Annotated in this window: 21 protein-coding genes; 11 read left to right on the top strand and 10 right to left on the bottom strand. The window is 65.8% G+C overall.

The features are described 5' to 3' along the window. Positions 1-3: 3 nt before the first annotated feature. The 5 genes from CH276_RS21815 to CH276_RS21795 all read right to left on the bottom strand — a co-directional run bounded on the left by CH276_RS21815 (position 4) and on the right by CH276_RS21795 (position 4211). Positions 4-621, bottom strand: a complete 618-nt coding sequence (locus CH276_RS21815) for a class I SAM-dependent methyltransferase (RefSeq protein ID WP_094629561.1) — start codon at positions 619-621, stop codon at positions 4-6. Positions 622-885: 264 nt separating this feature from the next. Further along, the gene (locus CH276_RS21810; RefSeq protein ID WP_032394047.1) at positions 886-1239 is read right to left on the bottom strand and encodes a DUF1801 domain-containing protein; all 354 of its coding nucleotides are present in this window, start codon (positions 1237-1239) and stop codon (positions 886-888) included. Positions 1240-1453: 214 nt separating this feature from the next. Beyond that, the gene (gene ychF, locus CH276_RS21805; protein ID WP_032394046.1) at positions 1454-2533 is read right to left on the bottom strand and encodes a redox-regulated ATPase YchF; all 1080 of its coding nucleotides are present in this window, start codon (positions 2531-2533) and stop codon (positions 1454-1456) included. A gap of 12 nt (positions 2534-2545) precedes the next feature. Next, positions 2546-3340 carry a TIGR03620 family F420-dependent LLM class oxidoreductase gene (locus tag CH276_RS21800; RefSeq protein ID WP_094629560.1) on the bottom strand — a complete coding sequence of 265 codons (795 nt, stop codon included), beginning with the start codon at positions 3338-3340 and terminating at the stop codon, positions 2546-2548. Positions 3341-3374: 34 nt separating this feature from the next. After that, positions 3375-4211 carry a helix-turn-helix domain-containing protein gene (locus CH276_RS21795; RefSeq protein ID WP_094629559.1) on the bottom strand — a complete coding sequence of 279 codons (837 nt, stop codon included), beginning with the start codon at positions 4209-4211 and terminating at the stop codon, positions 3375-3377. A gap of 102 nt (positions 4212-4313) precedes the next feature. Here CH276_RS21795 and CH276_RS21790 point away from each other — a divergent pair, with 102 nt between their 5' ends. Next, positions 4314-5084 (top strand): SDR family NAD(P)-dependent oxidoreductase, encoded by a 771-nt coding sequence (locus CH276_RS21790; protein WP_094629558.1) that lies wholly within the window; start codon positions 4314-4316, stop codon positions 5082-5084. 19 nt (positions 5085-5103) lie between these two features. On the opposite strand, the gene eda is transcribed toward CH276_RS21790, so the two are convergent. Together eda and edd are read right to left on the bottom strand one after the other, a co-directional pair. Then, the gene (eda, locus tag CH276_RS21785) at positions 5104-5733 is read right to left on the bottom strand and encodes a bifunctional 4-hydroxy-2-oxoglutarate aldolase/2-dehydro-3-deoxy-phosphogluconate aldolase (RefSeq protein ID WP_032394043.1); all 630 of its coding nucleotides are present in this window, start codon (positions 5731-5733) and stop codon (positions 5104-5106) included. Between the two features lie 32 nt (positions 5734-5765). Then, positions 5766-7589, bottom strand: coding sequence for a phosphogluconate dehydratase (edd, locus tag CH276_RS21780; protein ID WP_094629693.1), 1824 nt, complete (start codon positions 7587-7589; stop codon positions 5766-5768). A 142-nt stretch (positions 7590-7731) separates the two neighbouring features. Here edd and CH276_RS21775 point away from each other — a divergent pair, with 142 nt between their 5' ends. The 6 genes from CH276_RS21775 (at position 7732) to CH276_RS21750 (ending at position 14866) form a co-directional block, all read left to right on the top strand. Then, positions 7732-8913, top strand: coding sequence for an ROK family transcriptional regulator (locus CH276_RS21775; RefSeq protein ID WP_094629557.1), 1182 nt, complete (start codon positions 7732-7734; stop codon positions 8911-8913). Positions 8914-9055: 142 nt separating this feature from the next. Continuing rightward, positions 9056-11329, top strand: coding sequence for a carbon starvation CstA family protein (locus CH276_RS21770; protein WP_094629692.1), 2274 nt, complete (start codon positions 9056-9058; stop codon positions 11327-11329). Next, the gene (locus CH276_RS21765) at positions 11330-11500 is read left to right on the top strand and encodes a YbdD/YjiX family protein (RefSeq protein WP_072692145.1); all 171 of its coding nucleotides are present in this window, start codon (positions 11330-11332) and stop codon (positions 11498-11500) included. A 57-nt stretch (positions 11501-11557) separates the two neighbouring features. Beyond that, positions 11558-13024, top strand: coding sequence for an AlkA N-terminal domain-containing protein (locus tag CH276_RS21760; protein ID WP_094629556.1), 1467 nt, complete (start codon positions 11558-11560; stop codon positions 13022-13024). Then, on the top strand, positions 13021-13518 hold the full coding sequence (locus CH276_RS21755) for a methylated-DNA--[protein]-cysteine S-methyltransferase (protein ID WP_045199133.1): 498 nt from the start codon (positions 13021-13023) through the stop codon (positions 13516-13518). The genes CH276_RS21760 and CH276_RS21755 overlap by 4 nt, the downstream gene beginning before the upstream one ends. A gap of 106 nt (positions 13519-13624) precedes the next feature. Continuing rightward, a complete protein-coding gene (locus CH276_RS21750) occupies positions 13625-14866 on the top strand; it encodes an AI-2E family transporter (protein WP_045201053.1) in 1242 nt (413 codons plus the stop codon). On the opposite strand, the gene CH276_RS21745 is transcribed toward CH276_RS21750, so the two are convergent. Beyond that, complete coding sequence (locus CH276_RS21745; RefSeq protein ID WP_094629555.1) at positions 14848-17856, bottom strand: AAA family ATPase; 3009 nt, start codon at positions 17854-17856, stop codon at positions 14848-14850. The two genes, CH276_RS21750 and CH276_RS21745, sit on opposite strands and share 19 nt — an antisense overlap. After that, the gene (locus CH276_RS21740; protein ID WP_094629554.1) at positions 17853-19043 is read right to left on the bottom strand and encodes an exonuclease SbcCD subunit D; all 1191 of its coding nucleotides are present in this window, start codon (positions 19041-19043) and stop codon (positions 17853-17855) included. The genes CH276_RS21745 and CH276_RS21740 overlap by 4 nt, the downstream gene beginning before the upstream one ends. 123 nt (positions 19044-19166) lie before the next feature. Between CH276_RS21740 and CH276_RS21735 the strand changes: the two genes are divergently transcribed. Further along, positions 19167-20333 (top strand): DNA recombination protein RmuC, encoded by a 1167-nt coding sequence (locus CH276_RS21735; protein WP_032394037.1) that lies wholly within the window; start codon positions 19167-19169, stop codon positions 20331-20333. A 20-nt stretch (positions 20334-20353) separates the two neighbouring features. Next, entirely contained in the window at positions 20354-21469 is a 1116-nt protein-coding gene (locus tag CH276_RS21730) for a DUF6542 domain-containing protein (protein WP_176459374.1), read from the top strand. An 86-nt stretch (positions 21470-21555) separates the two neighbouring features. Here the strand turns inward: CH276_RS21730 and CH276_RS21725 are convergent, their stop codons facing one another. Further along, positions 21556-22563, bottom strand: coding sequence for a 4-hydroxy-3-methylbut-2-enyl diphosphate reductase (locus tag CH276_RS21725; protein ID WP_045199125.1), 1008 nt, complete (start codon positions 22561-22563; stop codon positions 21556-21558). A 122-nt stretch (positions 22564-22685) separates the two neighbouring features. On the opposite strand from CH276_RS21725, the gene CH276_RS21720 reads away from it, so the two are divergent. Both CH276_RS21720 and xseA read left to right on the top strand, forming a co-directional pair. Further along, positions 22686-23303: a lipid droplet-associated protein gene (locus CH276_RS21720; protein ID WP_094629553.1), complete on the top strand. Its 618-nt coding sequence runs from the start codon at positions 22686-22688 to the stop codon at positions 23301-23303. Beyond that, complete coding sequence (xseA, locus tag CH276_RS21715) at positions 23300-24562, top strand: exodeoxyribonuclease VII large subunit (RefSeq protein ID WP_045199124.1); 1263 nt, start codon at positions 23300-23302, stop codon at positions 24560-24562. Before CH276_RS21720 ends, xseA begins: the two co-directional genes overlap by 4 nt. The last annotated feature ends 2 nt before the right edge of the window (positions 24563-24564 follow it).

Here is a 24564-nt window from a genome sequence, read left to right as displayed (position 1 = left end):
GGTTCAGAAGGGGTAGCGCCCCTCGGCCCAGGCGCGGGCAGCCGGAGGTGTCACCGCATCGACCGGTTCGCCGTCGCGGAAGTACTGCGTGTGCAGAATCCGGCCCGCATCGACGGCTTCCTGCCATGCCTGAGTGGGACCTTCGCCGAACCAGAGCCACGGGGTGATGTCGTCCATGATCACGATCGAGTCCGCGGTGGCGAGTGGACGGAGGTCGTCGAGGTCTGCGCGAGCACCTTCCACCGAATGGTCGCCGTCGATGAAGATGACGTCGAACCGTACGTCCGGATGTTCCTTCGCATAGGCCGCGATGGTGGTGTGCGAGTCGCCCGGGATCAGAGTGTGGCGGCCCGGAAAGTGTTCGTCGATATGTGCTTTCGCGGCGTCGCTGTAAGCATAGGCGGCCAGGTCGAAGGACACGACGGTCGTATCGGGTGATGCGTCGAGGAACGCCCAACTCGAGAAGCCGGCATTGAACCCGACCTCACAGATCAGCTTCGTACTCTCCCGTGTCGCAAGCGAAGACAAGTATGTCTGCTCCGCCTCGTCGGCTCCACGCTCGAAAGGTTCCCCAGCAGTGGCCGTTCGGTGCACCAGTGCTTCGAGTTCCTGCAGACCCATTCACGTTCTCCTATCGTCCGATTCGAAGCGTAGTCAACATCATTGGGCGGCGCAGACGACGACGCCCACTCGCAGAACGTGCCGCAATGATCACCGATAGGCGTCCCTGCGATGAGCAATTGCGATCACTCGCAGCACAACTCGGGTGTCGTAGATTTGGTGGACGAGGGGTCACGGATGAACTCACGTCGGGCAACGGCGACCGCCTCGGGTATTCCTCCGAGCGCCGCCGTCCCGACCGGACCCGCGGTCGACCGAACGTGCTCAGTCGACGACCGAACGGACGATCTCGGCGATGCGCTGCGCCGTACCCTCGTCCACGGTCTCGAAGAACCACGCCGCAGGCATCAACTCTCCGTCCGCGCCACCGGCAGCGCGGAACACCGCCTTCTCGGTGATGGCCAGATTCAGTCGATCGTCGTTGCGCAGCGTCACCAGCGCCGGTGTGCTCGCCGACTTCGCATAGGCGGGCATTCCGTACCAGATCCGCGGCTTCAAAGTGGGTGCCGCGGACACGATGATGTCGTGCACACGCTGCATGACCGAACGCCGCGGTTCGTCCATCTTCGAGATCTTCTCGATCACCTGAGCGAGGTTCTTTTCGTCCTTCGACGACATGTCATGTCCTTTCGCCAACCGATGTCGGGCATCGGCACAATGAAGGAGGCGCATTTCTGCGCCGCACCCCATCCGGACATGTCCTGAACTGGTCAGGCCTCTCCTCGATGATTCACGTGGTTGCCACGTGGAAGCGCAGTCGGTGGCGCGTACCACCGCGGTAACAATATCTGACACTCGGCGGTAAAGCGCCGCCGATTCTGCAATTCGGCGACTAGACGTTGAAGCGGAACTCCACCACATCGCCGTCGGCCATGACGTAGTCCTTGCCTTCGATGCGTACCTTGCCTGCGGCCTTGGCCGAGGCCATGGAACCCGCGGCGATGAGGTCTTCGTAGGAGACGATTTCGGCCTTGATGAAGCCGCGCTCGAAGTCGGTGTGAATGACCCCCGCAGCCTGGGGTGCGGTGTCACCCCGATGAATCGTCCACGCGCGGGCCTCTTTCGGGCCAGCGGTGAGGTAGGTCTGTAGGCCGAGGGTGTGGAAGCCTGCACGTGCCAACGCATCGAGACCGGGCTCGGTCTGTCCGACGGATTCGAGCAGTTCGGCTGCCGATTCCTTGTCGAGTTCGAGCAACTCGGATTCGATCTTCGCATCGAGGAAAACGGCATCGGCGGGCGCGACGAGGCGCGCGAGTTCGCCGATCTTCGCGTCGTCGGTCAGCACCGACTCGTCGGCGTTGAAGACGTAGAGGAAGGGCTTCGTGGTGAGCAACTGGAATTCACCGAGCAGCTCGAAGTCCAACTTCGCCTTGGCCGAGAACAGCGTCTTGCCGTCGTTCAACACAGCCTGCGCGGCCAGCGCCGCATCGAGTGCGGGCTTACGATCCTTCTTGATCCGCACCTCTTTCTCGAGGCGCGGAATGGCCTTCTCGAGGGTCTGCAGATCGGCGATCGCGAGTTCGGTTTCGATGACCTCGATATCGGCGGTCGGGTCGACGCGACCGTCGACGTGCACCACGTCGTCGTCGGCGAAGACACGAACGACCTGGCAGATGGCGTCGGCCTCACGAATGTTGGCGAGGAACTTGTTGCCCAGGCCCGCGCCCTCGGACGCACCCTTGACGATGCCTGCGATGTCGACGAACGACACCAGCGCGGGCACGAGCTTCTCCGAACCGAACACCTCGGCCAGCTTCTCGAGCCGAGGATCCGGCAGCGCGACCACTCCGACGTTGGGCTCGATGGTGGCGAACGGATAGTTCGCGGCCAGCACATCGTTGTTGGTCAGTGCATTGAAGAGGGTGGACTTGCCGACGTTGGGCAGTCCGACGATTCCGAGGGTGAGGCTCACGGTCTATGGAGTCTACTTTGACGACACCACCAGCTCGGACAGTGCCCGGCCAGCGTCGATACTGGAAGCGCCGAGGGGTGCAAGAACGACGTGATCCGCTCCCGCCTCGTGGTGCTCCGCCACCCGCGAAGCGATCGTCTCGATACTCCCCCACATCACCAGGCCGTCGATCAATCGGTCGCTGAGCTGGTCGACGTCGGCCTCGGCGAAGCCCATCCGCAGGAAGTTCTGCCGATAGCCGGGAACAGTGGCGAGAAAGCTCAGCGGCTGCCGAGCTGCAGCACGCGCCCGATCCGGGTCGGACTCGACCACGACGAACTGGTCGACCACCAACGCCGACCCACCGAGTGCACCGCGCGCCTGCGCCGTCCACTCCGGCTTCACCAGCAACGCGATTGCGCCGGCAGCGCGGTCCCGCGCCATCTCCAACTTCTTCGGACCGAGCGCCGCGAGCAGAAGGTGATCGGCGGGCACCTCGAGCTCGTCGAGGTACCTCCTCAACCCGGCCAAAGGCCGAGCACTCTGCGGCCCACCGAGGCCGACAACGAATCGACCGGTGCCCGAGAGCTCGTCGAACAGCTCACCGGTCTGTGCAGGTGAGTACACATCGACCGGCACGATCCCCGGAACGATGGTCGCCTTCTCGGTCGCGTGGACCAGATCGGCCAACCTGCCGAGCCGATCGAGCTGCCCGCCCGGCAACCAGACCGAGGTGAATCCGAGTGATTCCAACTCGCGTGCGTCGTCGAGGTACGACGGCGATACGTCGATGGAAATGCCGAGTCTGCCGAGACCGAGTGTGTCCATGCAGGCGACGCTAAAACCTCGACTTATATCGAGGTCAAGTGCGGATCGCCGAACTCGGGTCCCAACTCGCCAAGATCGGCAGAATCTCGGCGGTGCTCGACCCGTCCTCGACCGTGTAGACGATGAGACTCTGATCCGGCTCGCTGGGCGAGGTCAGAAACTCGATACCGAATTCGAGGGTTCCCGCCGCCGGATGCTGGATGATCTTGGTTGCGCGCTCGAATTCGCGAACCTCGTGGTCGCCCCACCACTGCTCGAAACATGGCTCTGCGGAACGCAATTCGGCGATCAAGGCGATGAGCAAGCGATCCCCCGGTCGACGAGCGAGGTCACGGCGCAACCCCGCGACCGATGCTGCCGCGAACTGCGACCAATTGACGATTCGCTCGCGGGCGATGGGGTTGCGAAACAGATAGTGGAACAACGACTGGTCGGCGGACGGTTGCAGACTCAGTACCGATCGGACCAGCGAGTTGCTGGCCAGGACGGCCCCGCTGCGCCCGAGCAGGATCACCGGCACATGGTCGAGCGCCTTCATGACCTGGAGCAGCCCTGGATTCGGTACCTGCGCAGCATCCTCGGTGGGCGTCGCCGGGGACGCGAGATCGAGTAGATGCGCGGACTCGACATCATCGAGCTTCAACGCACCGGCGATTGCCAGCAGCACCTCGTTCGACACGTTGGCCTGCCGACCCTGTTCGAGTTTGCTGTAGTAATCCGGACTCACTCCGGCCAGAGCCGCCAGCTCTTCGCGCCGCAGACCCGGCACCCGTCGGGCACCGGGATACGTACGAATCCCGGCCTCGATCGGGGTCATGCGGTCGCGCCGATCACGCAGAAATGCGCTGAGGGCGGACCTGTCTTTGTTCACAAATCCCACAGTAGCGACATGGGCGATCGGCAACCTGGTCATGACAGACCTAGGCAGAACGACGCCTGGTTGCCTGCCTCGACCGACCGTAGACATGGCGTCATGACTTCTTCCACTTCTCCGCAGCTCCTCGGACGCACAGCCGTCGTCACCGGATCGACCAGTGGGATCGGTGCTGCCATCGCGCTGACCCTCGCCGCCCAGGGGGCATCGGTGGTCGTCAGCGGCCGCGACGCCGAGCGCGGCAAGGCCCTGGCGCACAGCATTTCCGAGACAGGCGGCACTGCGGCCTTCGTCGACGTCGATCTCTCGGGCAGCTACCAGGAGCTCCGCGAATTCGCGGCCCGCGCCACCGACGCTCTCGGCGGCCGTGTCGACATTCTCGTCAACAACGCCGGCATCTATCCGGCCACCGCCACCGCAGACCTGCCCGACGACCAGCTCGACGCGATGCTCGCCGTCAACGTTCGAGCTCCGCATGTGCTCGTCGGCGAACTGGCTCCCGCCATGGCCGAGCGCGGCAGTGGCGTCATCGTGAACATCGGGTCGTGGATGGCCATGATGGGCAGCCCCTTCGCCGCGATGTACTCCGCTACCAAGGCCGCCGACGAACAACTCACTCGCAGTTGGGCTGCCGAGTTCGGCCCACGCGGCGTGCGGGTCAACGCCCTCGCACCCGGCGCGACGCTCACGCCGGGCAACGAGGATGCGCGAGAGGTGTTGGACGCCATGACGGCCGGAACGCCTGCAGGCACAGTGCTCGAGCCACAGGACATTGCGAACGGAGTGCTGTTTCTGGTCTCCGACGACGCCGCGATGGTGCACGGGACAACGCTGTACGTGGACGGCGGTATCTCGGTCACCCGCGGATGAACACTCGTGGTGCTGACCGCTACTGGGCTGTTGCCTTCAGCGTCGAGGTGGCCTCGGCCAACCGAGTGACGGCGTCCCAATCCTCCTGCGCGACGGCCGAAGCCGGAGTGAGCCACGATCCGCCCACACAGCCGACGTTCGGCAGCGCCAGGTAGCTCGATGCATTGGAGGTCGAGATGCCACCCGTCGGGCAGAAGCGTGCGGCCGGGATCGGCGAGTGGATCGACTTCAAGAAATTCGCGCCACCGGATGCTTCGGCCGGGAAGAACTTGAGCTCGGTGTAACCGGCCTCGAGCAGAGTGAGCACCTCGGACACCGTTGCGGCACCGGGCAAGTGGGGTAGTCCGGTGTCTCGCATGGCCTTCGTCAGGGAAGGCGTACAGCCGGGCGAGACCAGGAACTGTGCGCCCGCGTCGGCGGCCTGCTTGGCCTGGCCGGGAGTGATGATCGTGCCGGCACCGATGAGGATGTCGGGAACCTCGGCGGCGATGCGCTCGATGGCATCGAGCGCCACCGGTGTCCGCAGAGTCAACTCGATGACGGGCACTCCGCCCGCCACCAGAGCGCGAGCGATCGGAACGGCATGGTCGAGATCGTCGATGACGACGACAGGAATGACGGGTACACGGTCGAGCAAGGATGCAGTCACGGTCTTACTTTCTCTCGAATCGGGTTCTCGGGTCAACGCATCACGAACATCGCACCCTCGTCTGCCGGACCGACGAGAGCACGCATCCCGGAGAACAGGTCACGGCCGGTGCTCGACCACTCGTCTGCGTCCAACACTCGACCGGTGACCGGTCGGGCTTCGAACTCGTCGAGCGGAACGTCGATCGACAATGTGCCACCGAGAGAGTCCACGGTGATCACGTCACCGTCGAGGATCTTCGCTATCGGTCCACCGCTCGCCGCCTCGGGTGTGAGATGAATTGCCGCAGGCACTTTTCCGGAAGCTCCGGACATCCGGCCGTCGGTGATCAGCGCGACGGACCGGCCGCGGTCCTGCAGGATACCCAACGCGGGGGTGAGCTTGTGGAGTTCTGGCATGCCGTTGGCCTGCGGTCCCTGGTACCGCAGCACCGCAACGAAATCGGTGTCGAGCAGTCCTGCATCGAACGCCGCCAGGAAGTCGGCTTGGTCGTCGAACACCCGAGCCGGACCGCTGACCACACGATGTTCCGGTGCCACCGCAGAGGTCTTGATGACGCTTTTGCCGATCGGACCGGTCAACATCTTCAGCCCTCCGTCGGCACTGAACGGCTCGGTTGCACCGCGTAACACGCTGGCGTCATGACTGATTCGAGTTCCGTCCTGCCACATCACTCCGTCGCCGTCGAGCTTCGGCTCTTGGGTGTAGCGTCGCAGGCCTTGCCCAGCAACGGTTTTCACGTCCTCGTGCATCAACCCGGCGTCGAGCAGAGATCCGATGACGAACCCGAGGCCGCCTGCTGCGTGGAAGTGATTGACGTCGGCCTTGCCGTTCGGGTAGATCCTGGCCATCAGCGGCACGACGGCCGACAGATCGGACAGGTCCTGCCAGGTCAGCGTGATGCCGGCAGCCTTGGCGATGGCGACGAGGTGCATCGTGTGATTGGTCGAACCACCGGTGGCGAGCAACGCGACGCAGCCGTTGACGATCGACTTGACGTCCACGACCTCACCCACCGGCGTGTAGTTGTCACCGAGCGACGTCAGGCCGGTGACGACGTGCGCGGCCTCGCGGGTCAATGCGTCGCGCATCGCAGTTCCGGGGTTGACGAACGACGATCCCGGCAGATGCAGGCCCATGACCTCCATCAGCAGCTGATTGGAATTGGCCGTTCCGAAGAAGGTGCAGGTACCACTGCCGTGATACGACGCGGCCTCGGCGTCGAGCAGAGCCTCACGGCCAACCTTGCCCTCGGCGTAGAGCTGGCGCGCTTTTGCCTTCTCCCCGTTGGGAAGTCCGGACGTCATCGGACCGGCGGGCACGAACACCGCGGGAAGATGGCCGAAACTCAGTGCACCGATGAGCATTCCGGGGACGATCTTGTCGCACACCCCGAGCATCAGGGTGGCGTCGAACATGTCGTGGGACAACGCAATTGCCGTCGACATTGCGATGATGTCTCGGCTGAAGAGTGAGAGCTGCATGCCGTCGCGGCCCTGAGTGATGCCGTCGCACATGGCGGGGACTCCCCCGGCGAACTGCGCGATGCCGCCGGCATCGATGACGGACTTCTTCAGCACGGCGGGGTAGTTCTCGAACGGCTTGTGCGCCGAGAGCATGTCGTTGTACGCCGAGACGATGGCGATGTTGGGCTTGACCATGCCGCGCAGTGCTTGTTTGTCGGCCTTGCCGGAGGCGGCGAAACCGTGGGCGATGTTTGCGCAGGCGAGGCGGCCACGGGCGGGGCCTCGATCTCCTGCGGCGTCGATTCGAGCGAGGTAGGCGGCGCGAGCGGACTGGCTACGGTCTGCGATGCGGTCGGTGACCCGCCGCAGGACCGGATGAAGTGTGTCCATGAGTATCTCCGATGTTCGGTCTCTCATCACTCACCTTAAGGCCGCTTAGGTCGATCGACAACCCAACTTATGCTTTTCGAAGTTATAAGTGGCACGTCTTGGGTTGTTGCCGTAGAAGTTGCCAGTTGGTTGAATGGCGTCTATGTCGATGCCGCGCCTGAGCGCTCCACCTGCGACGGCAGGCGAGGTTTTCGCTCTGGTCCGCGATGGAGAAGCTGATACCCGGGCCGAGCTCGGCCGGATCACCGGACTGTCACGGTCTGCCGTCGCGTCCCGCGTCGCCGCGCTCACCGGCCTCGGCCTGGTCATCGAAACCGAGGACACGCACTCGACCGGCGGCAGGCCTCCGGCGAGACTGTCGTTCGACATCGACGCCGGAGTCGTGCTCGCCGCCGCGATCGGACGCAGCCGCTCCCAGCTGGGCGTCTTCACCCTCGGCGGCGAGTTGCTCGCGAGCGACACCGTCGACCAGGAGATCGGCGTCGGCCCGGACGAACTGATGCCGCAGATCACCAAGCGACTGCAGGCACTGCTCGACGAATCGCACCGAACCGGCCACCGCATCCTCGGGGTCGGGCTGTCCATCCCCGGCACCGCCGACACCGACCGAGGGTGCAGCCTGGACTCGCCGATCATGCACGGCTGGGACGGGGTGCCGCTGGCCCCGTTCTTCGCCGATACGACGTCGGCTCCGGTGTTTCTCGACAACGACGCCAACGCGATGGTCCTCGCCGAACGTCGCGACAACAGAGATCGCTTCCAGAACGCCCTGTTGGTCAAGGCCTCGACGGGTCTCGGAGCCGGGATCGTGGCAGGCGGCGCGCTGCAACGCGGATCACTGGGGGCTGCAGGCGAATTCGGCCACACCAAGACCGCAGCCGCAGCAGGTGTCGCCTGCCGATGCGGCGACAGCGGCTGCCTCGAAGCCATCGCAGGCGGCTGGGCGCTGGTGCGCGCACTCAACGAACAGGGCCGCGAAGTCGGCCACGTCCGCGGCGTCGTCGACCTCGCGGTGAGCGGCGACCCCGAGGCACGCAGACTCATCCGCGACAGCGGTCGCCACATCGGCGAAACTCTGGCCGGGGCCGTGAACCTGCTCAACCCCGAGGTACTCATCATCGGCGGCGACATGGCGAACGCCTACGACATCTTCGTCGCCGGGCTGCGTGAAACCGTCTACGGCAACGCCACCGCACTGGCCACCAAGGCCCTCACCATCCAGGCCACCACCCATGGCGACCTCTCCGGAGTCATCGGTAGCGCCGCGCTGGTGCTGGATCAGGTGCTCAGCGCCAGAGCCGTCGACGACGCCCTCGGCGGCTGATCGGCACGCGCCGTCGGGACTGTTGCCGCTCGTCGCACTCCAGCGACCGCCGGGCGCACGGCGATGCGCCGATTCGAGGACGTGCGCCCGCGCCGGACATAGGGTGATCGCAGTCACACCTGCGAGCCTGGAGACCCCACACATGTCACTGAAAGCGGCCGACGAACCACACGTCGAATTGCTGAAGACAGATCCCGATCTGCCGCCCGTCGGCGTCGTCGAGTCACATCCGATGACCCCGATCAAGCGCCTCATGCTCGTCGCCATCGGCCTTCTCGGCGGTGTTGCGTGGACGATCATCGCGATCGTCCGCGGAGAGAATCCCAACGCCGTCTGGTTCGTCATCGCCGCGGTGTGTACCTACATCTTCGCCTTTCGCTTCTACGCCAGGCTGATCGAACGCAAGATCGTCTTTCCACGCGACGACCGCGCCACCCCCGCCGAGATTCTGGAGAACGGCAAGGACTACATGCCGACGGACCGTCGGGTGCTGTTCGGCCACCACTTCGCCGCGATCGCCGGAGCAGGCCCGCTCGTCGGACCCGTCCTCGCCGCTCAGATGGGTTACCTCCCGGGCACCATGTGGATCATCATCGGCGTCGTGTTCGCCGGTGCCGTACAGGATTTCCTGGTGCTGTGGATCTCGACGCGACGCCACGGCCGCAGCCTCGGCCAGATGGCCCGCGACGAACTCGGAGTAGTGGGCGGCACCGCCGCCCTGGTCGCGGTGTTCGTCATCATGATCATCCTCATCGCGGTGCTCGCCCTGGTCGTCGTCAACGCACTCGCCGAAAGCCCGTGGGGTGTCTTCTCCATCGCGCTGACCATTCCGATCGCACTGTTCATGGGTGTCTACCTACGCTTCCTGCGGCCGGGCAACGTCACCGAGGTCTCGCTCATCGGCGTCGTCCTGTTGCTGCTCGCCATCGTGGCCGGCGGTTGGGTTGCCGAAACCGATTGGGGCACCGACTGGTTCACCCTCTCCAAGGTGACCGTCGCCTGGCTGCTGATCGGCTACGGTCTGCTCGCCTGCATCCTGCCGGTATGGCTGCTGCTCGCCCCGCGCGACTACCTGTCGACGTTCATGAAGGTCGGCACCATCGCCCTACTGGCCGTCGGCATCCTCATCGCGCGTCCCGAGATTCAGATGCCCGCGATGACCAGCTTCGCCACCGAGGGCAACGGGCCGGCATTCGCAGGGTCCCTGTTCCCGTTCCTGTTCATCACCATCGCCTGCGGCGCACTGTCCGGCTTCCACGCTCTGATCTCCTCCGGCACCACGCCGAAGCTGCTGGAGAAGGAAAAGCAGATGCGCATGATCGGCTACGGCGGCATGCTCACCGAGTCGTTCGTCGCCATCATGGCTCTGATCACGGCGTGCGTCCTCGATCAGCACATCTACTTCGCATTGAACGCACCGGCGACGTTGACCGGCGGCACTCCCGAGGCTGCAGCTCCCTACGTCAACGGATTGGGACTGAGCGGCGGAGACATCACCCCTGCCGAATTGAGCCAGGCCGCAGCCGATGTGGGCGAGGAATCGATCATCTCCCGCACCGGCGGCGCACCGACACTCGCGTTCGGCATGTCCGAGGTGCTGCACCAGGTGTTCGGCGGCGAATCGCTCAAGTCGTTCTGGTATCACTTCGCGATCATGTTCGAGGCACTGTTCATCCTCACCACGGTCGATGCCGGCACCCGCGTCGCACGCTTCATGCTCTCCGACAGCATCGGCAACCTGCCCGGCGCATCGGCCAAGAAGTTCAAGGATCCGTCGTGGCGTCCCGGTGCCTGGATCTGCTCGCTGATCGTTGTCGCAGCCTGGGGCGCAATCCTTCTCATGGGTGTCACCGATCCACTGGGCGGAATCAACACCCTGTTCCCGCTGTTCGGTATCGCGAACCAACTGCTGGCCGCCATCGCACTGACGGTGGTACTCGTCATCGTGGTCAAGCGTGGCCTCTACAAGTGGGCCTGGATCCCCGGAGTTCCACTCGCCTGGGACCTCATCGTCACCATGACGGCGTCGTACCAGAAGATCTTCTCCTCCATCCCGGCCATCGGCTACTGGACGCAGCACTCGCAGTTCCGCGACGCCAAGGCGCAGGGCCTGAGCGAGTTCGGTAGCGCCAAGACACCCGAGGCCATCGACGCCGTCATCCGCAACACCTTCATTCAGGGCACGCTGTCGATCATCTTCGCGGCACTCGTCCTGGTGGTCGTGTTCGCCGGAGTGTGGGTGTGCATCAAGGCCGTTCGGGGAGACAACCTGCCCGACAACGAGGAGCCCGAGGTGCCGTCTAAGATCTTCGGTCCCACCGGTTTCGTCCTCACCCCGGCCGAGAAGAAGATCCAGGCCGAATGGGACGAGCTGATCGACGCGGGCACCGTCCGTCGCCCCGGATCGGCGCACTAGATGCGCGGGCTGTGGTGGTGGATCACCTCGGTGATGGGCGACCACGATTACGACCGATACGTCGCCCATCTGGCCCGCCACCACCCCGGTCAGGAACCGCCGACCGTGCGGCAGTACTGGAAGGATCGGCACGCGGAGGCGGACCGAAACCCGGGGGCACGCTGCTGCTGACACGGTGATGTCCGATTTCCGCTAGCACCGACGCGTCCACGCTGACACAGTAGGTGCATGAGCAGCGAACGGCAGGTGCAAGAACTGGACTTCGATCGGTGTTATCGCGCGGTCTCCTCGCGCGACGCACGGTTCGACGGCCAGTTCTTCACCGCCGTCTCCACCACCGGCATCTACTGCCGACCCTCCTGCCCGGCCCGCACACCCAAGCCCGGCAACGTCTCGTTCATGGCCACCGCAGCGGCGGCGCAACAATCCGGCTACCGAGCCTGCCGCCGCTGCCAGCCCGACGCCACCCCCGGTTCCCCACGCTGGAACATCCACTCGGACCTCAGTTCTCGTGCCATGCGACTGATCTCCGACGGAGCCGTCGAACGTGGTGGCGTCGACGGCCTCGCCAGCACCCTCGGTTACTCGACCCGTCAGTTGACCCGCGTGCTGACGGCCGAAGTCGGTGCAGGACCGCTGGCATTGGCCCGCGCGCACCGCGCCCACACCGCCCGCACCCTGATTCAGACCACCGACATGTCGATGGCCGACGTCGCCTTCGCGGCCGGCTTCTCCAGCGTTCGGCAATTCAACGACACCATCAAAGAAGTCTTCGCCGTCGATCCGTCGACACTGCGCAGAGAAGCACACCGCACGGCCGTTGCGACCGCGGGTGGAACGGTCACCCTGCGCTTGCCGTACCGCCCGCCGCTGGATCGCGGCTGGATCGAGTGGTTCCTGCGGGGCCACGTGGTCGAGGGCATCGAATCCTTCTCCGAGGACGGCGAATACGTGCGATCGCTGCGCCTGCCGCATGCCGCCGGGCTCGTGGCGTTGCGTGTGATGGTCGGATTCGTCAGCGCCGCAGTGACATTGCAGGACATGCGCGATCTTGCCCCGGCCGTCGCTCGGATTCGCCACCTGCTCGATCTCGACGCCGATCCACTCGCCGTCGACGACGCCCTGCGCACGGATCCGCAGCTGGCACCGAGCGTCGACGCCCACCCGGGCATCCGTGCCCTCGGAGTGGTCGACGGCGCAGAGATGTTGCTGCGCACCGTGATCGGACAACAGATCTCGCTCAAGGCTGCGGCCACCCACACCGCCCGACTCGTCGATGCTCTCGGTGCGCCACTCGATCTCGGCAACGGAACCGTCACCAGGTTGTTTCCCGAGCCTGCCGTCATCGCCGAACGGGGCCACGAAGTTCTCACCGGACCTGCCGCCCGGGTGCAGACCGTCATCCGCGTCGCCGACGCCATCGCGTCGGGAACCGTCGTGCTGCATCCCGCGCGAGAAGGGCCCGAACTGGAGCGAGAGCTGCTCGCGCTCAAAGGGATCGGACCCTGGACCGCCCGGTACGTCGTGATGCGACTACTCGGCGATCCCGATGTTCTGCTCGATACCGATCTCGTCGTCCGCCAAGGTGCTCAGGCACTCGGCATCTCGTTGAACAACTCTGCCCGCTGGGCTCCGTGGCGTTCGTACGTCTCGATGCACCTGTGGATCACCGCACTGGAAAGAAGACAGCCATGACTGCCACCGCCGCCACCCAGGACACTCCGATCGGGCCGTTCAGCACCATCGTCGACGACGATCAGCGCGTCCTCGCCTCCGGGTGGACCGCCGATGTCGAAGAACTCCGCGTCCTGATCCACCCGACGATGCGACCCGACACCGTGCGCAGGGTGGCCGATCTCGGTGACGTGACGCGCGCCGTGGAGAACTATCACCGCGGTGAGCTGACCGTCATCGACTCCGTTGCCGTCGCGCAACGATCCGGCGAATTTCTCATGCACGCCTGGGGAGTACTGCGCACCGTCGAGCCAGGCGCACCGGTGACCTACTCCGAGTTCGCCGAACTGTCCGGAAGACCGGCAGCGATTCGCGGTGCTGCGTCGGCGTGCGCGCGCAATGCCGCCGCGCTGTTCGTGCCGTGCCACCGGGTGGTTCGAATAGGCGGGGCGCTCGGCGGTTTCCGGTGGGGGCTGCCGGTGAAGAAGTGGTTGTTGGCACACGAGGCTGCCTGAGCACGTCTCGTCGACGGGTCGTCCGATGGCGGTGACATACAGGCTGAGTACGCCGGACGTTATGGTTCTTCACGAACCGCCACCCGCCGAATGTGAGGACCCCACAGTGACCGAATCGGCAGTTCCCGGTAAGACGTCGAAGTCCGAGACGTCCGGCAATGACCGCGGTGACCTCATCGGGGTCGGCGGTGTGTGGTTGGCCAAATGGTCGCTGATCCTCATTTCCATCGCAGCCGGGGCGTGGGTGTTGGGCTGGCTGATCGGGCACCTCTGGGTGATTCTGCTGCCGGTCCTGCTCGCCGTGATCGTCGCGACGGTGCTGTGGCCGCCGGCCAAGCTGATGATGCGTCTGGGATTTCCTCCCGCTCTGGCCGCATCGGTGTCGCTCGTGGTGTTCTTCGTCGTCATCGGCGGCATCATCACTCTGATCGTTCCGTCGGTCGCCGAGCAGGCACCGGAGTTGGTCGACCAGGCATCGGGCGGTATCGCACAGGTTCAGGACTGGTTGAAGGGTCCGCCGCTGAACATCGGCGACGACCAGATCGACTCGGCCGTATCGGCCATCGTTGCGCGGCTGCAGGACAGCGGCGAGGTCATCGCCACCGGCGTGTTCACCGGCGTATCCGCTGCGGGCTCACTGTTGGTGACCCTGGCGCTGGTGTTGGTACTGACGTTCTTCTTCGTCAAGGACGGGCCGAAGTTCCTGCCGTGGTTGCACGGATTCTCCGGTGGCCGCGCCGGACGCCATCTGGGCGAGGTGCTCTCACGGATGTGGGCGACCCTCGGCGGGTTCATCCGAACTCAGGCCATCGTCAGTTTCATCGACGCCTTCTTCATCGGTCTGGGACTGGTCATTCTCGGTGTTCCGCTGGCGCTGGTGCTGGCGACCCTGACGTTCATCGGTGGCTTCATCCCGATCGTCGGTGCGTTCGTGGCGGGCGCTCTCGCCGTTCTGGTGGCCCTGGTTGCGAACGGGCTGACCACTGCACTGATCGTGCTCGCCATCATCGTCGCGGTACAGCAGCTGGAAGGCAATGTGCTGCAACCGATCCTGCAGAGTCGCAGCATGAACCTGCACCCGGCGATAGTGCTGCTGGCCGTGACCGGAGGTAGCTCACTGTTCGGCATCATCGGCGCATTCCTCGCCGTCCCGGCTGCCGCGGTGGCTGCCGTGCTGATCAGGTACCTGTCCGAGCAGATCGACGCCCGCTCGAACGAACCGGACCAGGACGAACTCGAGGACGAAATTCCGCCGCCCGAGGGGTTGACCGAGGAGCAGGCCGGTCTGGACGACGAGGACGAGTCGAAGTCCGACAAACCTGCGTCGGGTCAGGACGCGACGACCTGAAGTGTCGATCCGGTGCGCTCCCGCTTGACGTAGAGGCGGCTGGGAATGCGCTGACGCATCTCGTCGACATGGCTGACCACGCCGACGACGCGTCCGCCCGCACGTAGTTCGTCGAGAACCGACATCACCGATTCGAGGGTGTCGGCGTCGAGCGTGCCGAATCCTTCGTCGATGAACATCGTGTCGAGGACGACACCTCCGGATTCGGCGGCCACCACATCGGCCAGGCCCAAGGCGAGCGAGAGCGACGCGAGGAACGCCTCACCGCCCGACAGTGTCTTCGCCGAGCGCACGACGCCGGTGTAGTCGTCCCTGATGTCCAGTCCGAGACCGCCCCGTTTGCCACGGACGCCTGCCTCGTCGGAGTGCACGAATTCGTAACGCCCCGAAGACATTCGACGCAGCCTCGCGGATGCGGACTCGGCGACGTCCTCGAGTCGGGACGCGAGGACGTACGAGCGCAACGACATCTTGCGAGCATTCTGCCCCCGGCCTGCCACGACGTCCGCCAGGTTCGCCAGTTCGTCGAACTCGGCGCGTTGTGGCGCGATGGCCTGGGCGGCGGTGAACAGTTCGGTGATCAGTCGTTCCAGATCGTCTGCGCGCCTTCGGCATTCGGCCACTTCGGCAGCAGCGGCCCTGACCTTCTCGTCCAGCTCGGAACACGCATGTGCCAGCGGTTCCAGATCCACCGGCGGCCGGCCGGCCACGTCCACGATGGCGGGCTCGCGCAACACGTGCTCGGCATGTGCGCGCGCCTCCTCGGCGGTGCGCAGTTCGGTCTCGATCTGCTCGACGCGGTCCGCGGCCAGTACTGCCCCGGCTGCCGCGCCGACGGACTCGAAGCTCGACGCCTGCACTCGCCGGTCCAGTTCGGCTGTGAGCTCATCGGCCCGCGCAGTGGCGTCGAGCCAGGCGATACGCGCCTCCTGAATTCGCCGGGCACCGTCGATCAAGGCTTCCCGCTCCGCGATTCGGTCCACCAGCGACGCGCCCTCGTTCACTTCCTCGGCGACCGACGCTCGCATCTGCGTCAGCGATTTCTCGGTGGCCGAGATGCGTTCGTCGACGGCACTGCGCGAGGCGACGAGGTCGTGGAGCCTGACCGTCAGCGCGTCCGACTCGCTCCGCAGCCGATGCAGTTCCGCGGTTGCGGGTTCGACATCGGCCGCACGCGCACGAGCGTCCTGCACTGCGGTGGTCGCGGCATCGAGAATCCGGGTCAGTTCCGCAGCGGACTCCCCTCCGGTGCGATCGTGCAGCAGGTCCACGCCGCGTTGCGCTTCTGCGACGACCGCGACCGCTTGTTCGAGCGCAGCAGCAGCCTTGCGTTCCGCGGCGGCGGCCTTGTCTTCCTGCGCCTTGGTCACCGTCGACGTCGACGCGGCAGCGGGATGCGGGTGCACCTCCGATCCGCACACGACGCACGGCTCCCCCGCCCCCAGACGAGCCGCCAGCTCGGCCGCCATCCCGTCGATGCGTCGCTCACGGAGATCGAGCAGGTGCGCCCAGGCCGTGTTGTGCGCTGCTCTGGCGCTGTCGCGCGCCCGCTCCGCCTCGGCCAGAGTCGCGCGTGTGCGCACCAGGGCGAGGGCGGACTCGGCCGCCGCGCGGGCACGATCGCATCGCTCCTCGAGACCCGGCAACTCTGCCTCCGCCGAGGATGCTCGTGCCACCCGAGATTCGACCGCTCCGATCTTCTCTGGCATCGACGCCTGCGACTGCACGGTGCGTTCGATCGCCGCTGCGGTGGTGCGTTGCTGCGCACGACAGTCGGCGAGGGTGCCGTCGAGTCGGTCGGCTTCTCGGGCCAGACCGAGCAGCGACTGCAACCGCGCGACATCGGTGGTCCAGTCACGCACGAACTGTGCGACGACCGTGCGCTCGGCCGACGGATCCGCCGGTGCCGGTGGCCAGTGCAGTGCAGCGTGGAAGCGTCGGCCCTCCGCCGTCGACGGGAGGGCATGCTCCGCCGCCACGAGTGCGGACGTTGCGGCGTCGGTCGCCAGTCGTGCGAGACGGAGGTCTGCAGCAGTGTCCGCGATCGGCCCGGCGGCCGCGGAATCGGCGAGCTCGATTCTGCGCGCTGCTCGCACCGTCTCGCCCTCCCGATACTGCACGAGTTGCCCCTCGGCGAGAGCGCGTCGACGCTGCAGATCTACAACGGCGGTGGCCTTCGTCAGCGCTGCCGACGCACGCCGAGCAGCCGCGTCGATCAGCACCGCTCGACCTTGCGCGAGGGTCCGATTCTGCCGGGCTTCGTAGAGGACGTCGGCCGCCCATTCGAGGGGGTCCGGCTGTTCGCCGTCCTCGCCTGCGGGCTCGGGCACACCCGATGCCTGCGACACCCGGCCGAGCATGATGTCGATGGCGTGGTGAGCGTCGGCGAGTTCGGCGGCAAGCTCCCGGCGACGCTGCGCGAACCACTCCTCGACATCACCGAATCTGCCTGTGTCGAAGAGTCTTTCGAGCAGGTTCCCGCGTTCGTCGCTGTCGGCTCGGAGGAACCGCGCGAACTCACCCTGCGGCAGCAGCACCACCTGAAAGAACTGGTCGGCACTCATCCCGAGCAGCGCGTTGACGGCATCACCGATCTCGCTGAGCCGGGTGAGGTTCTGCCCGCGGCCGTCGAGCCAGGTGAGACTGGCCTTGGCGTGTTGCTTGGTGGTACCCGTACTTCGCAGCTTGGGCCGCAGGAATTCCGGACTGCGCACAATTCTGATCCGCCGCCCACCGAGGGTCGCTTCCAACGTGACCTGTGGCACCGCACCCTTGGCCGCGTGATCGGACAGCAGCCGCTTGCCCTCGCGACGAGCTCCGGGCACCGTTCCGTACAGCGCGAACGCCACGGCGTCGAGAACCGTCGTCTTGCCGGCTCCGGTGTGACCGTGCAACAGAAACAGCCCGTCGGCCCCCAGCGCATCGAAGTCCACCGTCTCCGTGCCCGCGAAGGGGCCGAAGGCGGTGATCTCGAGTGAATGCAGCCTCATGCAGCACCGCGGTCGGCCGTGGTGGCCGACCCGCGGGTGGCCTCGGTCTCCCGTTGCACGGAGGCCAGAGCGCGGGACATGAGCGCGGACTCCGCGGCCGTCGGCACGCTGCGCATGTCCGTCACGAAGGAGGTGGCGATGTCGAGATCGCTGCGGCCGCGCACACGGTCGCGGTAGCGAAGCTCGCCGGATCCCTCCGGCCGACGCCATTCCAGGTGGATCGCGTGCGGGAAACGCTGCTGCAGCAAGCGCATTGCGTCGACCGGTCGCACCTCGTCGGTGAGCACGGCGGAGACGTAGTGATCCTCGAACTCGCAATACGCTGTGTCCGTGGTCAATTCCTCGAGCGTTCCTTCGATGCGGGCGAGGCCGCGGACCACCGGCAGATCCATTCGCTCGACAGTGCCGAGCCCGTCGGCATCGAGATCTACGATCCATACCGCTTTGTGGTGCGACCGCTCGCCGAACGAATAGGGCAGCGGCGAACCGGAGTACCGCACCCGGTCGGTGAGGGTCTGGGGCGAATGCAGATGTCCGAGCGCCACGTAGTCGACCCCGTCGAACGCCGACGCAGGCGCGGTCTCGATACCGCCGGAAGAGATCGACCGCTCCGATCCGGTCGCTTCACCGCCGACGATGAAAGCGTGGGCGAGCACGACCGAGCGAACGCATTGCCCTGCCTCGCTTCTCGTCGCGAGGTCGCCGCGCACCCGATCCATCGCGGCACCGAGAACGTCGGCATGAGTACGCGCAGTGGGAACGTCGAGTTCGACGCGAGTGGTTTCGGGCTCGAGATACGGAATGCCGTAGAACGCAACGCACCCGTGCTCGTCGTCGATGACGACCGGGGTGGCGACATCGCCCACCCGCGTCATCAGATGCAGCCCTCCTGCCGACGCGAAGGCCGCGCCTGCGCCCAGTCGAGCGGGTGAATCGTGATTTCCCGACGTCGCGACGATCACGGCACCGGCCGCGCGGATGGCCTCCAGTCCGCGGTTGCAGACCAGGACGGCATCGGCACTGGGAACAGCGCGGTCGTAGATGTCGCCCGGCACCACCACCACATCGATCGATTGTGCCGCAACCAGTTCCGCGATGGACCTCAGCACAGCGCCCTGATCGGCCAACAGGTCGACACCGTGAAAGGTGCGACCGATGTGCCAGTCCGAGGTGTGCAGAATTCTCATGCGTTCGACGCTATCGGCAAGCACCGACAAACTATTCGAGGCTCGTCGGCCTGTCGGACGTGAGCTGCGGTCCACAGCCATCGAGAACCGAAGTTGTCGGTACCGTCCTGCATCATCTGCCCCATGAACATTCTCACCGCGTTCGGACTGCTCGTCGCACTCGGTATCGGCGCGGTCGTCGGCTGGTTGTTGCACGCCTCGCGGATGGGCGATCGCGCCGTACGAGCCGAGGCCCAACTGGCCGCGCTGCGCGAGCACGAGGGCATGCTTCGGCAGTCACTGAGTGCGGTCAACGAGGACTCGGCTCGACGCAATTCGACCGTGATCGGCCAACAGGTCTCGCACCTGGTCGAGCCGTTGCACGACGCCGTCGATGCGCTCTCCGAGCACGTCCGGCAGGTCGAGCACAATCGCATCCGGGCGTACGCGGGACTGTCGGAGCAGGTCACCGGTATGCACCGTGCATCGATGCATCTGTCCACCCAGACCGGTCAGCTGGTCACCGCCCTGCGCGCACCGCAGATCCGGGGCCGGTGGGGCGAGATCCAACTCGAGCGAGTCGTCGAGCTGGCAGGCATGCTCAAGCACTGCGATTTCGACACTCAGGTCAGCAAGGACGGCATCAGACCCGACATGATCGTTCGTCTCGCCGGCGGACGCCAGATCGTCGTCGACGCCAAGGTGCCGTTCGCGGCGTATCTCGACGCCGCCCAGGACGAGGATCCCGGCGCGCGGGAGAAGAATCTGCGACGCCACGCCAAGCAACTGCGAACCCACATCGACCAGTTGGCCGACAAGGCGTACTGGCAGGCGTTCGAGCCGACGCCGGAGTTCGTCGTGCTGTTCGTTCCCGGCGACCCGTTTCTCGACGCGGCCCTGACATCGGACACCGGTCTGCTCGAGTACGCCTTCGGCCGGAACGTGATCCTGGCCACCCCGACCACCCTGGTCGCTCTGCTGCGCACCGTCGCCTACACGTGGAAGCAGGAGTCACTGGCCGAGGACGCCGCGCGCATCCAGCAGTTGGGACGTGAGCTGTACACGCGGATCGGTGTCGTCTCGACGCACCTGGACAAGCTCGGTGCCCACCTCGGCAAGGCCGTCGAGTCCTTCAATTCCACCGTCGGGTCGGTCGACACCCGGGTGAGCGTGACGGCGAGAAAGCTGCACGAGCTCGAACTGTTCGACGCCGAGCCGGTGGACATCGCCCGAGTGGACGAGCGTCCCAAACTGTCCGATTCGTCCCGCTACCGGCACGACTTCGGTCATGTCAGCGATGCAGTCGGCTGAACAACGGCTAACCTCGGGGGGTGTCTACCTCCCAACGTGCCCGCTCCGGGGTACCGCTGGATCACCGATCCATCCTCGCGACCCTGCCCGGCGTTCCCGCATGGGGTGCCGTCGCGATCGCCGCGGGACTGACTTTTCTCGGATTTCTGATCGATGCCGCACGCGGTACCGAGCTGACCGGTGCGTTCGCGTTCATGTACATCCTCGGCTGCATCGCCGGCGTCCTTCTGGTCCGCTTCCGCGGACTGTTCACGGCGATGGTGCAAGCCCCACTGATCCTGTTCGTGGCCGTGCCGCTGTCGTACCAGTACTTCACCGACAACGCAGGCACCAGCCTCAAGGACATCATCCTCAACGTTGCCATTCCGCTGGTCAACCGGTTTCCGCTGATGCTGCTCGGCACCGTGGTCGCCGTCGGACTCGGAGTCCTGCGCATCGTGCTCAAACGCCAGAACACGCATGCCCCCACCCTTCGACGAAGCCAGAAGACCGAGGGCACTGTTCGACGCAGCCGCAAGCCCGGCGACGACAAGGCGACCAGAGCCCAGCGTCGGGCACAGGACGAGCGCCCGGAACGATCCCGCAGGCGCGCAGCCGCAGCCGATCGCAGCACCGACTCCGCGGCCGAGGCCACCGACATCGTGCCCGGGCCGTACGTCGGTCGCAGAAACACCGATTCTCGCCCGCGGCCCGACACCGAACCTCGCTCGAGTTCGAGCCCACGACGATCGGCCGCGTCGGCACCACAGACTCGATACGCCGCCACCGACTCACCTCGGCAGGACTACAAGCCCGAATACCAGAAGCCCGAGTACCCGCGAACGCAGTATCCGCAGGGACAGTCCCGTGAGGCACAGCGACCGCAACCGTCCGAGCCTCGTTTCTCGGCAGAGCCCCGGTATTCGACCGAACCTCGTCGCGAGCGCTCGGCCCGGGTTCACGCTCCTCGCGAAGTTGCCGATCCGTACAGCACCGGAGCCAGGCCCGTCGTGACTCCTCGGACGAACGCTTCCTCGGCACCCGGTTCGCCCGCAGAGGACGGCCAGGGCAATCACGCTCTACCCACCCCGCACCGGGACGACATTCCTCCGCATCCGGTTCCGCGGGTTCGCTACCGCGACCGCCACAGCGACTAGCCCGAACACGAACGAACGCCCCGTATCGGTTCCTGCTCCTGCGCAGGTTTCCGATACGAGGCGTCGACTTTTCGCTGACGTCGCTTCTAGCGAGCGGGACGCAACTCTCGGGGCAGAGAGAACACCAGGGTCTCGTTGGCGGTGGTGACCGGCTGCACGTCTGCGTAGCCGTGCTCGGCGAACAGTTCGATGACGCCCTGCACCAGGATCTCCGGTACGGATGCACCCGAGGTGATACCGATCGTCTCGACCCCGTCGAGCCAGGCCAGGTCGATTTCCTTGGCGTAGTCGACGAGGTAGCTCGCTCGCGCACCCGCACCGAGCGCGACCTCGACCAACCGCACCGAGTTGGAGGAGTTCTTGGAGCCGACGACGATCACCAGATCGCATTCCGGTGCCATCGCTTTCACGGCGACCTGACGGTTCTGTGTGGCGTAGCAGATGTCGTCGCTGGGCGGGTCCTGCAGCGTCGGGAAGCGCTCGCGCAGTTTCGCGACCGTCAGCATCGTCTCGTCGACACTCAGCGTGGTCTGGGACAGCCAGATGACCTTGTTCTCGTCTCGAACGGTGACGTTGTCGACCGATTCGGGCCCGTCGACCAGCTGAATGTGCTCGGGAGCCTCACCTGCGGTGCCCTCGACCTCCTCGTGACCTTCGTGGCCGATGAGCAGGATGTCGTAGTCGTCTCGGGCGAAGCGCTTGGCTTCCTGGTGCACCTTGGTCACCAAGGGGCAGGTGGCGTCGATCGTGCGCAGGTTTCGCTCGGCCGCAGAGGTGTGTACGGCAGGTGAGACACCGTGCGCGGAGAACACCAGCAGCGATCCCTCGGGAACCTCGTCGGTTTCCTCCACGAACACCGCGCCGCGATCGGACAGCGTCTCGACCACATGCCGGTTGTGCACGATCTCCTTACGCACGTACACCGGCGCACCGTGCTGTTCGAGCGCCTTCTCGACGGTCTCGACCGCACGATCGACACCCGCGCAGTAGCCCCGCGGCTCCGCGAGCAGCACTCGCTTACCCCCAGCGTACGAGGACGCACCCGTACCGGCGGACTGTGCAATACCAAGATTCAGTGGAACAGCCGAAGACATACTTATCAGGATACGTGCACCGAGCGCGGCTACCTCGTTTCCGTGACCTCGAGCCCCGGCTGGAGTGGGTCGTACCGCCTGTCGGCTACCCAAAGTTCACGGTTTCGGGCAGTCTGGTGCACATGACTCGAGTCCCCTTTGCAGCGCGCGTGGCTGCAGGCGTCGCCGTGACCGTCGTGGAAGAGGCTCGCAAGCTTCCCGGTTCCGCCCTGATGCTGCCGATGACGGTCGTCAGCGAGGCACTGGCGCGTGGCATGCGATTCCAGCAGCAGGTGACGGCGCTGGCCATCAAGGGCGATCTGATCATCGCGACCCTGCCGGTCATCGGGACCCCGACCGAGGAGCAGCCCGCCTGGGCCAGCTTCGACGACGACGGAGACGAGACCTTCGACACCGAGTCGAGATTCGACGCCGCTGTCATCACCGACGACGTCGATGTGCCCGACGCCCCCGTGGCCGAGCCCGTCGCTGCGAACGGCCGCTTCGCTCTGTACTCGACGCCTCCGCTGGACGAGCCGGTCCAGGACACCTCGGCCAAGCGCGCTCCCTCCGCCGACAAGCCCGAGATCGTCGAGATGATCGACTTCGACACCCTCGCCCTGGCGCAGCTGCGCGCGCGCCTGCGCACACTCTCGATCGAGGACCTCGAAACCCTGCTCGAGTACGAGAACGACACGCTCTCCCGCGCACCGTTCCAGACGATGCTCGCCAACCGCATCACCACCGCCAAGGCCAAGTGAGCACTCCCCCTACTCAGTCCGGTCCCACCCAACCAGGCGCGAGCACCGCCGAACAGCCATGGCCGGTGCGTACCGTCGCCATGAAGGTCGCCGGCTGGATCGACAAGCTCGGCTCCATCTGGGTGGAGGGGCAGCTCACCCAGATCAACGCTCGCCCCGGCACCAGAACGGCTTTTCTGACACTGCGCGATCCGTCGGCCGACATGTCGCTGTCGGTGACGTGTTCGCCGCAGTTGCTCGATCGTTCACCCGTTCCGCTGACCGAGGGTGCCCGCGTCATCCTCTACGGAAAGCTATCGTTCTTCACCGGCAGGGGAACGATCTCGCTGCGCGCCACGGACATTCGCGCGGTGGGCGTCGGCGAACTGCTGGCTCGCATCGAACGACTCAGAGCCCTGCTCGCCGCGGAAGGATTGTTCGACCCGCGCCTGAAACGTCCGCTGCCGTTCCTGCCGGGCACCATCGGCCTGATCACCGCACGCGCCAGCGCAGCCGAGAAGGACGTGCTCACCGTCGCGCAGAGGCGTTGGCCCGCGGTCCGCTTCGAGGTTCGCAACACACCTGTTCAGGGTCCGCAATCGGTGCCGGCGATTCTGGACGCCCTGAAGGAGCTGAACGACGACCCCGCCGTCGACGTCATCATCCTCGCCCGAGGCGGCGGTAGCGTCGAGGATCTGCTGCCGTTCTCCGACGAGGCCCTGTGCCGCGCCATCTCTCGCGCCACCACGCCGATCGTCAGTGCCATCGGCCACGAGCCCGACAGCCCGCTCAGCGATCACGTGGCCGACCTGCGGGCCGCAACCCCTACCGATGCCGCCAAACTCGTGGTGCCCGACGCCGTCGCCGAACAAGCTCTCGTCTCGGAATTGAAGTCGAGAAGTGCTGCAGCGCTGCGCAATTGGGTCGAGCGCGAGGCACGCGGCCTGGACATGCTTCGACACCGACCGGTGCTGGCGGACCCACTGGCCGCACTCGAGCAGCGTCGCGAGGAGATTCGGCGGCTGCTCGATGCGGCCCGACGCGACGTACAGCGCGAACTCACCACACAGGACACGCTCGTCGAACATCTGCGGGCCAGGCTGTCGACGCTGGGGCCTGCTGCCACACTTGCTCGAGGCTATGCCGTCGTACAGCGGGTGGTCGCGGGTTCGGATCCCGAGGTTCTGCGTTCGGTCGAGGACGCGCCACCGGGTACACAGATCAGAGTGCGCGTGGCCGACGGTGCCGTCACCGCCGCAGTCATGGGGCGAGTCAAATGACA

It is taken from the genome of Rhodococcus sp. 06-470-2 (assembly GCF_002258235.1).
GTDB lineage: Bacteria > Actinomycetota > Actinomycetes > Mycobacteriales > Mycobacteriaceae > Rhodococcoides.
Note: the sequence above shows the minus strand (reverse complement) of the source record. Positions and strands in the feature narration are given on the sequence as shown.

Coding starts and splice junctions, on each gene's coding strand:
- CH276_RS21815 (WP_094629561.1), bottom strand. CDS start 621: ATGGGTCTGCAGGAACTCGAAGCACTGGTGCACCGAACGGCCACTGCT.
- CH276_RS21810 (WP_032394047.1), bottom strand. CDS start 1,239: ATGTCGTCGAAGGACGAAAAGAACCTCGCTCAGGTGATCGAGAAGATC.
- CH276_RS21800 (WP_094629560.1), bottom strand. CDS start 3,340: ATGGACACACTCGGTCTCGGCAGACTCGGCATTTCCATCGACGTATCG.
- CH276_RS21790 (WP_094629558.1), top strand. CDS start 4,314: ATGACTTCTTCCACTTCTCCGCAGCTCCTCGGACGCACAGCCGTCGTC.
- edd (WP_094629693.1), bottom strand. CDS start 7,589: ATGGACACACTTCATCCGGTCCTGCGGCGGGTCACCGACCGCATCGCA.
- CH276_RS21775 (WP_094629557.1), top strand. CDS start 7,732: ATGTCGATGCCGCGCCTGAGCGCTCCACCTGCGACGGCAGGCGAGGTT.
- CH276_RS21770 (WP_094629692.1), top strand. CDS start 9,056: ATGTCACTGAAAGCGGCCGACGAACCACACGTCGAATTGCTGAAGACA.
- CH276_RS21765 (WP_072692145.1), top strand. CDS start 11,330: ATGCGCGGGCTGTGGTGGTGGATCACCTCGGTGATGGGCGACCACGAT.
- CH276_RS21760 (WP_094629556.1), top strand. CDS start 11,558: ATGAGCAGCGAACGGCAGGTGCAAGAACTGGACTTCGATCGGTGTTAT.
- CH276_RS21755 (WP_045199133.1), top strand. CDS start 13,021: ATGACTGCCACCGCCGCCACCCAGGACACTCCGATCGGGCCGTTCAGC.
- CH276_RS21745 (WP_094629555.1), bottom strand. CDS start 17,856: ATGAGGCTGCATTCACTCGAGATCACCGCCTTCGGCCCCTTCGCGGGC.
- CH276_RS21740 (WP_094629554.1), bottom strand. CDS start 19,043: ATGAGAATTCTGCACACCTCGGACTGGCACATCGGTCGCACCTTTCAC.
- CH276_RS21735 (WP_032394037.1), top strand. CDS start 19,167: ATGAACATTCTCACCGCGTTCGGACTGCTCGTCGCACTCGGTATCGGC.
- CH276_RS21725 (WP_045199125.1), bottom strand. CDS start 22,563: ATGTCTTCGGCTGTTCCACTGAATCTTGGTATTGCACAGTCCGCCGGT.
- CH276_RS21720 (WP_094629553.1), top strand. CDS start 22,686: ATGACTCGAGTCCCCTTTGCAGCGCGCGTGGCTGCAGGCGTCGCCGTG.